Raw genomic sequence first — 13,027 nt, 5'->3', positions numbered from 1 at the left:
ATAGATCTCAGTCAAAATCATCGTTAAACGACTAATTATCCCTTTGTTTGACGTTACAGGGCGTTTATACTGGTTTTTTAGCGCTCAGGTTTTTATGACTGTAGCCACCATAACCATAAATTTATCAAACAATTGTGAGAGTATTTTATGTCAACTACCCCTTTAACTAGTGAGCAAATCAGCGAACTAGCAAATGCACTGTCTAGTGCGCGAAAAGATGTTCGTATCCTAGATGGTTTTCCTGGTCCTATCCCAAGCACACTAGCTGAAGCTTATGTTGTGCAAGATGGTTCTATTGCAGCTTCTGATCAGCCTATTGTTGGTTGGAAAGTCGGAATGGTACCGCCAGACCTACGTGATGAGCTTGGTGCTGAACGTATTTTAGGACCTGTATTCAAAGATGTATGCATCACTTTGACAGAGCAACAATCAAAGGGACAAGCATTTGAACTACCTGTATTTGCTGGTGGTTTTATTGCGATTGAACCTGAGTTAGTGTTTGAAACAAATCAAGATATTGCACCGGGTAGCATCAACACAGCAGATGGCGTAGAGCATTTAGTTAAAGCCGCGTATGCAGGAATCGAAATCGCAAGTAGTCCTGTTATTGATTTAAATGGCTATGGTCCAACGGCAATTGCTTCAGATATTGGTAATCAATATGGTGTAATTTTAGGCACATCAATTTCCGATTGGAAAACGGCTATTGCAACAATGGAAACAAGCACTACGATTAATGATGAGTTGATCAATACTGCTCCAACAGATGGCATTTTCAATGGTCCATTATCAGCATTTGCTTTCATGATCGATTGTTGTGCAGAACGTGGCATTACATTACCAGCAGGTTCTTTATGTAGTTCTGGTGCTATCACCGGCGTTCATGAAACATTAGTAGGTTCAACTTCAACAGTTAAGTTTGGTGATGTTTGTACAATGAACTTTACGTTAGTTGATAATAAAAAAGCTTAATAATAAAAATCTGACAAAATGTAAGTTATTCAAGACTATTTGAATACTTTAATTCAAGTAAAAAGCGATCAATTGATCGCTTTTTTTGTTTTTAGATTACCACTTTTTGTTCGTCGGTATATACGGTGAATTAGGCGCAACTTAGTGCCATGAAGGAAGGCTCTACGCAAGTCCTGTTTTCAGCTTGTAGTGTTTAATGTTTAAATGTGTTGATTTTGACTTTGTAGTTAACAATCAAATCAACACATAAATCCCTGCAGGCTGAAGCCAGTGTCCCTAAGTCAAAGGCTGATAATCGAGTTTAAAGGCCTCAGTTTTTTTCGGGCGCATGGCGAATTAGGCGATAGCCTAGTGTTATGAGCGGAGGAGCTCTGCGAGTCCTGTTTTTAGCTTGCAGGTTTGTTATTTTCGGGGCGCTTGGCGAATTAGGCGGTAGCCTAGTGTTATGAGCGGAGGAGCTCTGCGAGTCCTGTTTTCAGCTTGCAGATCTTTTTTGTGTTGGTTTTAGGTGTTTTTTTGTTGTGGCTGGAGCCATTAAATATCAAATTTAAGATGAAATTAAAATTCAAAATCAACACATAACCCCCTGCAGGCTGAAGCCAGCGCCCCTAGGTCAAAGGCTGATAATCGTCTGTACAATGCCAGAGGTTTTGAACTAGAGGCGAATTAGGCGATAGCCTAGTATTGTGAGCGGAGGAGCTCTGCGAGTCCTGTTTGTAGTTTTTTGATTTTCGGGGCGCATGCTTAAGCTTGCAGATCTTTTTTGTGTTGCGGTTGGATCCATTAAATATAAAATTTAAGATGAAATTCAAATTCAAAATCAACACATAACCCCCTGCAGGCTGAAGCCAGCGCCCCTAAGTCAAAGGCTGATAATCGAGTTTAAAGGCCTCAGTTTTTTTCGGGGGCATGGAGAATTAGGCGGTAGCTTAATGTTATGAGCGAGGGAGCTCTGCGACTTCTGTTTTCAGTTTGAATGTTTATGATTTTCGGGCGCATGGCGAATTAGGCGGTAGCCTAGTGTTATGAGCGGAGGAGCTCTGCGAGTCCTGTTTTCAGCTTGCAGATCTTTTTTGTGTTGGTTTTAGGTGTTTTTTTGTTGCGGCTGGAGCCATTAAATATCAAATTTAAGATGAAATTAAAATTCAAAATCAACACATAACCCCCTGCAGGCTGAAGCCAGCGCCCCTAGGTCAAAGGCTGATAATCGTCTGTACAATGCCAGAGGTTTTGAACTAGAGGCGAATTAGGCGATAGCCTAGTGTTATGAGCGGAGGAGCTCTGCGAGTCCTGTTTTTAGCTTACAGGTTTGTTATTTTTGGGGCGCATGCTTCAGCTTGCAGTGTTTAATGTTTAAATGTGTTGATTTTGACTTTGTAGTTAACAATCAAATCAACACAAACCCTACAGGCTGAAGCCAGCGCCCCTAGGTCAAAGGCTGATAATCGTCTGTACAATGCCAGAGGTTTTGAACTAGAGGCGAATTAGGCGATAGCCTAGTATTGTGAGCGGAGGAGCTCTGCGAGTCCTGTTTGTAGTTTTTTGATTTTCGGGGCGCATGCTTAAGCTTGCAGATCTTTTTTGTGTTGCGGTTCGAACCATTAAATATCAAATTTAAGATAAAATTCAAATTCAAATTCAAATTCAAATTCAAATTCAAAATCAACACATAACCCCCTGCAGGCTGAAGCCAGCGCCCCTAAGTCAAAGACTCATGCTCGGAGGTATGAGCTAATAAAGTTTTGAACTCCACCTCGAAGTTAAAGCTCGATAATTCAATATTTTGAACTCAGCGAACCTAATTAAAAAGTCGATAGCGCTAGTTCGCATAACATTCCAATTAAAAACTATCCTTTAAACTAGCTCATATAACATGCTAGTTAAAAACTAGCTTAAAAAACTATCCTTTAAACTAGCTCTGATATCATACTAGTTAAAAACTAGCTTAAAAAAACTATCCTTTAAGCTATATCATAAGTTATGTCAGAAAGTTATGGCAAAAACTATCCCAGTAACCTAGTAATAACCTAAGCAACAAATTCTTCGACTTCAATTCTTTGTGGCATATCAGCCATTTTATCAGCGAGTATTGACTCAACTTCAGGTAAACAACTACCACAGCCTGTGCCTGCACTGGTGCATTGTTTGATGCTATCAAGTGTTTGACAACCTTCTTCTAAAATAGCGTCCGTAATAGTATTGATGCCGACTTGTTTACAAGCACAAATGATTTTACCTTGGGCTAATTTCCCTTCAACAATACCTGAAATCAGTGTGAGTTCAATACTACTATCAAGAGGCAGATCCAATACACTTTGCAACCAATCTAATGACTGAGTGGTTAATTGCTCTGAAGTGATATAAGCATTATTAAGCTGTGCATTTTGTACAAAAGCATAACGGTGAATCATCTGTTGAGTTTGATCAGTGCTTGAGAACTGCAGAGTTTTACCTTGTGTATTCTTTAATAAACTCTGTAACGCTTGTGCTAATTCTAAAGGCGAACGGTTATCTGCAATACGGTATAAATAACCTTTTTCTACTTTCTGTTTTACCCAGTAATCAAATGATTCAAGATTTAATGGTTCACGAGTTAATAACATGGCTTCACTATGGTAATGCCATTTTTTAATATTTACTTGAGTCGATTTAAAACCTGGTTGACCGGAAATAGGGTCGTTATCATCACTGACTAAATTACAAATATTAGCACTTTTAGCCGTTTGGCTATTCCAATGAATTGGCGTGAAAATTTGTCCTTTATTTTGCTGCTTAGTGAGTAAAGCTCTCACTAACATCGCACCTTGAGGGCTATTAATCGCCACTAAGTTGTTATCTGTTATCTGACATTTCTCAGCATCATTCGGGTGTATCGCAACAAAAGGTTCAGTAATATGTGCACCTAATCGGCTTGATAAACCTGTTCGAGTCATCGTATGCCAATGGTCTCGAATACGCCCGCTATTTAGAATTAAAGGGTATTGAGATTGTTTAGACTGCTGATCCATTACATTAATGCTGGTTGCTAACTGTGACACCGCAATAAACTGTACTTTCTTAGAAGCGGTGAAAAATTGCTTATCTGCAAATAGACGTTGATGAACATTTTTTGTTTGTAATTCAGTCACTGGCCATTGTTGAGGTGTTAACTGGCTATATCCTTTGGCATCTAACGTTGTTAATCCGATTAAATTCAAGTCGCGAGATAAACCATCTTCATTGTCTAACGTGGTCATTTTTGTAAATTCAGAGAAAACTTCTCCTTCATGAAGAAAGTTAAATGCCTTTGCAAATCCCATACATTTAGCCACTTCACTGATAATCCACCAATCTGGTTTAGCAACACCTGGGCTTGGTAGCAAACGACGTTGTCTTGAAATGCGTCTTTCAGAGTTGGTGACGGTGCCTGATTTTTCACTCCAACCTTGTGCTGGTAGCAATACATCTGCGAACTGTGTTGTCGCTGTTTCAGCCATACAATCAGACACAACCACTGTTGGACATTTTTTTAAGGCTTCAATAATTTTATTAGTATTCGGTAAGCTCACAACCGGGTTCGTTGCCATGATCCAAATTGCTTTTATTTTACCTTCATTCATTGCTTCAAATAGGTCTACTGCTTTTAATCCTGGGCTGGTGGCGAGTTGTTCTGTTTCCCAGAAATCACTGATCAATTGATTGGCTTTTTGATCGCCAAATTCCATGTGCGCTGCCAAGGTATTCGCAAGTCCACCCACTTCGCGGCCTCCCATTGCATTGGGTTGCCCTGTTATTGAGAAAGGACCCATTCCAGGCTTTCCGATTCGACCAGTGGCAATATGGCAGTTAATAATACTGTTGACTTTATTACTACCTTGCGTTGATTGGTTAACACCTTGAGAGTAAATCGTCAGTGTTTTTTCGGTGTTAGCAAAATGCTCGAAAAATGATATTAAGTCTTGCTCATTCAATGCTAAATTTGTAGCTAATTGAGCGATATTGGGCATATCTTGTTGTGCACTTTTTAGCGCTGCTTCAAATCCTTCACTATGTTGTTGAATGTAGTTGTCATCAATTTTTTTATGTTCAACAAGGTAACTGAGTAAACCGTTAAATAATGCAACGTCCGTTTCTGGCTGGATGGCTAAATGTAAATCGGCAATAGAACAGGTATCTGTTTCACGTGGATCGATAACTACAATAAATAAATTGTCTCGTTTGGCTTTTTCAGTTTTTAAGCGCTGAAATAAAACGGGATGACACCATGCAAGGTTAGATCCCGTGATAATAACTAATTCTGCCGTATCAAGATCTTCATAACAACCAGGTACCGTATCACTACCAAAAGCTCGCTTATGACCAACCACACTTGATGACATACAGAGTCGTGAATTGGTGTCGATGTTACCGCTGCCAATAAACCCTTTCATTAGTTTATTCGCAACATAATAATCTTCAGTGAGGAGTTGTCCTGATACATAAAAAGCCACTGAATCTGGGCCATGTTCTTCAATTGCTTGTGAGAATTTTGAAGCAACATGTTGTAATGCATTTGACCAGTCAGTTTCAACACCGTCAATGGAAGGGTGTAATAATCGTCCTTCTTGGCTGACAGTTTCACCTAGTGCTAACCCTTTAGAACAGAGGTTTCCATAATTGGCGGGGTGTGATTGATCACCACGAATGCTTAATTCACCTTTAGCACCGATACTTGCCTCAATGCCACAGCCCACACCACAATATGCGCAGGTTGATTTAGTCCATAAGCTCTTTTCTTGGGTCATGTTGCTCTCTCTATGCTCTTTTATATCCATATCTATACCTATATATAGAGCAAAGAGCACACCAAGTAAGGGGGAATTAGTGAAATAGCCTAAAATATATAAATTTTAACTTTAAAATCAATAAGTAAGATCTTTAATTTTTCTATTTAATGAATAAAATGAAAATATTGAAGTGCACTAAAAGTAAAAATATGCACCAAAATAGTGCGCGATGCACTGTTTGTTTACATTTTTGTAACATTTAAGGTCGTTGATTCGTTTTGTTAAATATAACGCCTTTGATTTATTTTCTGTAACTCTTTGAATTTTTATATGTATTTGTTTTTATTTATTAGTTTGCTGTTATTGGCCTCTGCCTTGCAATAAATACTTTAAGACACTTATTAAGCAAATTTAAGTGAACACTCAAAATAGAAGTTAAAAAGGAAATAACAATTATGAGTAAACAACGCATTGTTGTGGTTGGAAACGGCATGGTAGGCCATAAATTTATCGATACCATTATCGGTAATGATGAAACCAAATACGAGGTGATTACTTTTTCTGAAGAATCTCGCCTTGCCTATGACCGTGTCCAATTAAGTTATTTCTTTTCAGGTAAAACAGCTGAAGACCTCGCATTAACTGATGCTGCATATTACGAAGAGAACGGTATTAAATTTGTTCTTAACGACAAAGTAGTTGATTTAGACTTTGATAATAAAAATGTCATTACAGCTAGCGGTCGTGTTGAAAGCTACGATAAATTAGTGCTTGCTACTGGTTCTTACCCATTTGTTCCGCCTATCCCAGGCAATGACCAAGAACATTGTCATGTCTACCGTACTATTGATGATTTAGAAGATATCACCAAGTCGGGTGAAACTAGCAAAACCGGTGTTGTTATTGGTGGTGGATTACTAGGACTTGAAGCGGGTAATGCACTTGTTAACCTAGGTGTAGAAACGCACATTGTTGAATTTGCACCACGTTTAATGGCTGTTCAGTTAGATGACGGTGGCGGTTCGTTATTAAAACGTAAAATTGAAGACTTAGGTGTGCATGTACACACTGAAAAAGCGACCACAGAAATCGTCGCAGGTAAAACGTCACGTTACAGAATGAATTTTGCTGATGGTTCTCATTTAGAAACTGACATGATCATCTTTTCTGCGGGTATTCGCCCACAAGATGAACTAGCGCGTAAAACCGGTATCCCAATTGGTGAACGTGGCGGTATCGTTATTAACAACCATTGTGAAACAGGCGTTGAAGATGTTTACGCGATTGGTGAATGTGCGTTATGGGAAAACTTTATATTCGGTTTAGTAGCGCCTGGTTACCAAATGGCGAAAGTTGCTGCTGCCCATATGCATGGAGATTCAGAAACTGAATTTACTGGCGCAGATATGAGTACCAAATTGAAATTGTTAGGTATCGACGTAGCCAGTATTGGTGAAGTACACGGTAAAACACCGGGTGCACAGTCATACACTTATCATGATGAAATCGAACAAGTTTACAAACGTCTGATCGTTTCAGCTGACGGTACAAAAATGGTCGGTGCAGTACTAGTAGGTGATGTAGAAGCTTACGGCACGCTATTACAATTAAAGCTCAATGATATGAAATTGCCTGCTAACCCAAGTGTGCTTATTTTACCATCATCTGGTGGCGAAGAAGCGGCAGGAATGGGCGTAGATGCATTACCAGATACAGCGGCAATTTGTTCATGTTTTGATGTATCTAAAGGTGATATTAAAAATGCTGTGGCAGCAGGTTGTTGTAGCATGGGTGAGCTTAAAGCTTCAACTAAAGCAGCGACTGGTTGTGGCGGTTGTAGTGCACTAGCAAAACAAGTGCTTGATAGTGAATTAGCAAGTCTTGGCTTTGAAGTGAAAAAAGATATCTGTGAGCATTTCGCTTATTCACGTCAAGAGTTAGCCGATATTGTCCGCGTTAAGAAAATTAAAACATTCACAGGTCTGTTAGCTGAATGTGGTAATGGCCTAGGGTGTGAAATTTGTAAGCCTGCCGTAGCTAACATTCTTGCTGCTTATTGGAATGAATATGTATTAGAAGATGCCCATGTTGGCCTGCAAGATACTAATGATAACTACCTAGGTAACATGCAAAAAGATGGTACTTACTCAGTGGTTCCACGTATGCCAGGTGGCGAAGTTAGCCCTGATGGTTTAATTGCGATTGGACAAATAGCAAAAGAATTTAACCTTTATACCAAAGTGACGGGCGGAGCTCGTGTGGATCTATTTGGTGCGCAATTACATGAGTTACCTGTCATTTGGAAAAAACTAGTTGATGCAGGTTTTGAAACAGGCCATGCATACGGTAAATCGCTACGTACTGTTAAATCTTGTGTTGGTAATACTTGGTGTCGTTACGGTGTTAAAAATAGTATTGGTTTTGCGATTGACCTTGAAAATCGTTACAAAGGTTTACGCTCTCCGCATAAAGTGAAATTTGGTGTCTCTGGTTGTACGCGTGAGTGTGCAGAAGCCCAAGGTAAAGATTTTGGCTTAATCGCTACCGATGGCGGTTGGAATTTATACTTTGGTGGTAACGGGGGTATGCGTCCTCGTCATGGTGACTTATTTGCTTCTGACTTAACTGATGAACAAGTACGTACTTATGTTGACCGTATTTACATGTTTTATATCCGTACTGCCGATCGTTTACAACGTACTTCAGTATGGTTAGAGAATCTAGAGGGGGGTATTGAATATCTACGTGAGGTCATTATCAATGATTCACTTAACATTAATACAGAGTTAGAAACAGAAATGGAAAGTAACATTGCAAATTACCAATGTGAATGGAAAACAACCATTGAAAGTCCTGAAAAACTGAAACGCTTTAAACACTTTATTAACAGTAAAGAAGCAGATGTCGGTCTTGCGTTTAAAGTAGTAAGGGGCCAACGTTTCCCTTTAGAAAAAGACATTGAAATTACAGAATTAGTTTAATAGGAATAAGAAAATGGACGCTACATCGAACAACACAACTTGGACAGATATCTGCCCGATTAACGACTTAACGCCAGATGCAGGTATTTGTGCGCTATATAATGAGCAACAAGTCGCTATCTTCTTATGCAAACAAACTAACAGTGTTTATGCCGTTGCTAACTTCGACCCATTTGGTAAAGCGAATGTGTTATCTCGCGGCATCATAGGTTCAACAGAAGACATTACTTATGTTGCATCGCCTTTATATAAACAACGTTTTAACTTAGCGACAGGGGAATGTTTAGATTCTGAAGAACATAAAATTAAAACCTTTAACGTTCGTATTGAAAATGAGCAAGTTCAGCTTAAGGAAGCGAGCTAATCATTTAATACAGCAAACACATGACACTAAGCCATTTTACGTACAACAAATTGATAGTTGAAAAAGTGGCTTAATGTTCCCCCCTTAAAACAAGTTATTTCTAACCATGGAATAACTTGTTTGATAAATCAGATAATGATTTGTTAGGTGCTTCGCATCAATAACGTTCGTTAATTTTGTATAAAGACAGATAGGATATATATGAGTAATAATTCTTTTAACATTTTTTCTTTCCAAGGAAAAATGAAAACACTGCATTTAAGTTGGATGGCCTTTTTTATCACGTTTGCAGTTTGGTTTAACTTTGCACCCCTATTACAATCAGTAAAAGAAACATTGGGTTTAAGCACTGAAGAAATTAAAACACTGCTTATTCTTAACGTTGCAATGACAATTCCAGCACGTGTTATTATTGGTTCATTAACCGATAAATATGGCCCGAGACTGGTTTATTCTGCTCTACTTATTCTATGTTCAATCCCATGTTTCACTTTTGCTTTCTCTGAAAACTTCTTGCAAGCAGCTATCTCGCGTTTTGCTTTAGGTTTCATTGGTGCAGGTTTTGTTATTGGTATCCGTTTAGTATCTGAATGGTTCCCACATAACGAGCTAGGAACCGCTGAAGGGATTTACGGTGGTTGGGGTAACTTTGGTAGTGCTGCAGCCGCATTCAGTTTACCAACACTGGCATTACTATTTGGTGGCGAAGACGGATGGCGTTACGCAATGGTCGTAACGGGTCTACTAAGTTTAGTATTTGGTTTTATTTTTTACGCAAACGTAACAGATACACCTAAAGGTTCTACTTACTTCAAACCTGCTAACTTAACAGCAATGGAAGTAACGTCAAAAGGTGACTTCTTCTTACTACTTATTATGAAGATCCCAATGTATGCGGCTTTAGCATTACTAGCGTGGAAACTATCTCCAGATAACGTAGGTATGATTTCTAACACCGTTTGTTATGTTATTTATGCATTACTATTTGCGTTATACCTTTACGAATGGTCACAGGTTTGGAAAGTTAATAAATCAATCTTTACAACACCAGTACCAGAGCTACACCAATATAAATTCAAACAAGTAGCAGTATTAAATGTCCTTTATTTTGCTACGTTTGGTTCTGAATTAGCGGTTGTTTCAATGTTACCTCTATTCTTCTTAGAAACATTTGAATTAACACCGGTTGTTGCGGGTATGGTGGCATCAGCTTATGCCTTCATGAACTTAGTATCTCGCCCAGGTGGCGGTTGGTTATCAGATAAGTTTGGTCGTAAATCTACCTTACTTATTTTAACCGCTGGTTTAGCGCTAGGTTATTTATTAATGGCGCAAATCGAAAGTAGCTGGACATTATGGGTTGCTGTTGTTGCTGCTATGATTTGTTCTTTCTTTGTACAAGCGGGTGAAGGTGCTGTATTTGCAACGGTTCCACTAATCAAACGTCGTATGACAGGACAAATTGCAGGTATGACCGGTGCTTACGGTAACGTTGGCGCAGTAGTTTACCTAACGGTGTTATCTTTTGTTAGTTACCAAGTTTTCTTTTACGTGATTGCAGCAACTGCTTTCTTAGGTCTTTTAACATTATCGTTGATGACTGAACCTAAAGGTAAAATTGCAGAAGTAAACGAAGATGGTAGTGTTACCCTAATCGATGTAGGTGCTCACTAAAACTATATTTTCATCCCTCATCATAAAGTGAGGGATGAAAAATTTAAGGTAAAAAATATCAATGGATAAGAGTCAAGCAAAGCCAACCTTGAAAGTCTGTATTGGTGGGTATTCCACCGCTGGTAAACGTTCGGTCAATCAAGATGCTTTTGCAGTAAAAGACCCTTATTCAGCATCAGAAAAAAAGATGAAAGGGATAGTCGCCTGTGTTGCTGATGGCGTAAGTTGCAGCGATAAAGGACAACAAGCTAGCCACACCAGTGTTACCCAATTCATTGCTGATTATTACAGCACCAACAAAAGCTGGGACGTTAAACAATCCGCCAGCAAAGTCCTCAACTCCCTTAATAGTTGGTTATATCAACATAACCAAGATGATCTTAGACATAATGGCTTAATCACCACTTTCAGTAGTGTCATTATCAAATCTACAACCGCTCATATTTTACATATCGGTGATAGTCGCGTTTATCGTTATCAAGAGGAAGAATTAAAGCAACTCTCACATGATCATAGCCGTGCGGTTTATAAACAAAATCCAGTATTAACCCGTGCATTGGGTATGGATTGCCACCTTGATATCGACTATCAAACCATCCCTCTGCAAGTCGGAGACCTGTTCATGTTAAGTAGTGATGGTGTACATGACTACTTGAGCCAAGAGAACTTAAAGGATTACCTAAGCCAATTAACAGAAGACGCAACAACAAAAGAGTTTGAACAACTTGCTAAAACAATCTGCGACGATGCTTTAACACAAGGGAGTAGCGATAACATAAGTTGCTTGCTTATAAAAGTAACCTCATTACCTAGAGCAGATTTAAGTGAATTATTTTCACATTTAAGCAGTTTGAATATTCCGCCTGCATTACAAGTCGGTAACGAAATTGACTGTTTTAAAATAGATAAATTATTACATGAAGGCTCACGTAGCCATGTTTATCTAGCGACGGATAAAAGCACAAAAAATAAAGTCGTGTTGAAAATGCCATCACTGAACTTTGAAGAAGATGCCAATTATCTCTTAGGCTTTTATAAAGAACAGTGGGTAGGGCAATCAATTAATCACCCGAGTGTCATGTCGATCGCAGACAACATCAAAGGCTCAGTATTTTTATACCATATCTGTGAGTATGTCGAAGGAATGTCCTTAAGATTATGGATGCAGAAAAATCCTAAACCCGAATTAGACCAAGCCTACGACATCATTAAAAAAATAGTGAATACAGTACGTGTATTACAACGTGCAGGCATGGTGCACAGAGACCTTAAACCTGAAAATATCATCATCACAGATCAGGATGAGATTAAATTAATCGACTTCGGCACCGTTAAAGTTAATGGTTTTGAAGAGATAGTAAAAGAGCAACAAGAAGAACCATTAGGCGCAGTAGATTACATCGCACCTGAATACTTAAACGACAACCAAAGCTCATCTTTGTCAGATCTATTCTCCATTGCAGTTATTGCCTATGAACTGTTATCAGGATATTTACCTTATCCAGCGAACCAAGCACAATCGTTAGACAGAGCAAGGCAATACACTTGGATTTACCAACCCATCCAAACTCACCGTTCAGAACTATCAAGCCGACTTGATAACGTATTACAGCGTGCATTAGATCCAAAGCCTAATAAACGCTACAGCACCATGAGCGAATTTATCGCAGAACTAACCGCAGTCCAAAAAAGACAAGCAATCCAAGAACCTAAAAAATCACTCTTAGAACGAGACCCAGTAAAATTCTGGCAATACCTAGCCTTCATCTTCATCGGCATCAGCGCCGCAGAACTATTCATACTAGTAAGCGGTAAAGCGCTTTAGTTTTTTACTGGCTGATATCGAAGTTTGAGCGCATGGCGAATTAGGCGTAGCCTAGTGTCATGAGCGGAGGAGCTCTGCGAGTCCTTTTTTTAGCTTGCAGATTTTTTGTGTTAGGTTTTATCTTTTACAATATTCAATACAAACACACAATCAACACATAACCCCCCTGCAGACTAAAGTCAGCGCCCCAAAGTCAAAAGCGTACAATGGTCTTAGAAATCTACCATGGTTTGATGCATTGATTTTGAACTCGGGGCGCATGATGAATTAGGCGTAGTCTAGTGTCATGAGCGGAGGAGCTCTGCGAGTCCTTTTTTCAGCTTGCAGATCTTTTTGTGTTAGATTTTATTTTTTGAAATATTCAACATAAACTGAAAAATTAACACATAAACTTCTACTGACCAAAGTCGAAGAGGCACAAGAGAGTCCCTCTCATGTGCTTACCACCCCGAAACTAATGTTACTT

At 39.0% G+C, this 13,027-nt stretch carries 6 protein-coding genes; 5 read left to right on the top strand and 1 reads right to left on the bottom strand.

Translation table 11 applies throughout. The features are described 5' to 3' along the window. Nucleotides 1–147 precede the first annotated feature (147 nt). A complete protein-coding gene (locus GQR59_RS14695) occupies nucleotides 148–972 on the top strand; it encodes a 2-keto-4-pentenoate hydratase (protein WP_160063924.1) in 825 nt (274 codons plus the stop codon). Between the two features lie 2,027 nt (nucleotides 973–2,999). On the opposite strand, the gene GQR59_RS14690 is transcribed toward GQR59_RS14695, so the two are convergent. Further along, nucleotides 3,000–5,735, bottom strand: coding sequence for a nitrate reductase (locus tag GQR59_RS14690; protein ID WP_160063922.1), 2,736 nt, complete (start codon nucleotides 5,733–5,735; stop codon nucleotides 3,000–3,002). 437 nt (nucleotides 5,736–6,172) lie between these two features. On the opposite strand from GQR59_RS14690, the gene nirB reads away from it, so the two are divergent. The 4 genes from nirB to GQR59_RS14670 all read left to right on the top strand — a co-directional run bounded on the left by nirB (nucleotide 6,173) and on the right by GQR59_RS14670 (nucleotide 12,561). After that, nucleotides 6,173–8,698 (top strand): nitrite reductase large subunit NirB, encoded by a 2,526-nt coding sequence (gene nirB / locus GQR59_RS14685; protein ID WP_160063920.1) that lies wholly within the window; start codon nucleotides 6,173–6,175, stop codon nucleotides 8,696–8,698. Between the two features lie 13 nt (nucleotides 8,699–8,711). Then, entirely contained in the window at nucleotides 8,712–9,062 is a 351-nt protein-coding gene (gene nirD / locus GQR59_RS14680; RefSeq protein ID WP_160063918.1) for a nitrite reductase small subunit NirD, read from the top strand. A 201-nt stretch (nucleotides 9,063–9,263) separates the two neighbouring features. Next, nucleotides 9,264–10,736 (top strand): NarK family nitrate/nitrite MFS transporter, encoded by a 1,473-nt coding sequence (locus GQR59_RS14675; protein ID WP_160063916.1) that lies wholly within the window; start codon nucleotides 9,264–9,266, stop codon nucleotides 10,734–10,736. 61 nt (nucleotides 10,737–10,797) lie between these two features. Further along, nucleotides 10,798–12,561, top strand: coding sequence for a bifunctional protein-serine/threonine kinase/phosphatase (locus GQR59_RS14670; protein WP_160063914.1), 1,764 nt, complete (start codon nucleotides 10,798–10,800; stop codon nucleotides 12,559–12,561). Nucleotides 12,562–13,027 lie beyond the last annotated feature (466 nt).

Source organism: Psychromonas sp. L1A2, from assembly GCF_009828855.1.
GTDB lineage: Bacteria > Pseudomonadota > Gammaproteobacteria > Enterobacterales > Psychromonadaceae > Psychromonas.
This window is presented reverse-complemented; position numbering and strand designations above follow the sequence as displayed.

Coding starts and splice junctions, on each gene's coding strand:
- GQR59_RS14695 (WP_160063924.1), top strand. CDS start 148: ATGTCAACTACCCCTTTAACTAGTGAGCAAATCAGCGAACTAGCAAAT.
- GQR59_RS14690 (WP_160063922.1), bottom strand. CDS start 5,735: ATGACCCAAGAAAAGAGCTTATGGACTAAATCAACCTGCGCATATTGT.
- nirB (WP_160063920.1), top strand. CDS start 6,173: ATGAGTAAACAACGCATTGTTGTGGTTGGAAACGGCATGGTAGGCCAT.
- nirD (WP_160063918.1), top strand. CDS start 8,712: ATGGACGCTACATCGAACAACACAACTTGGACAGATATCTGCCCGATT.
- GQR59_RS14675 (WP_160063916.1), top strand. CDS start 9,264: ATGAGTAATAATTCTTTTAACATTTTTTCTTTCCAAGGAAAAATGAAA.
- GQR59_RS14670 (WP_160063914.1), top strand. CDS start 10,798: ATGGATAAGAGTCAAGCAAAGCCAACCTTGAAAGTCTGTATTGGTGGG.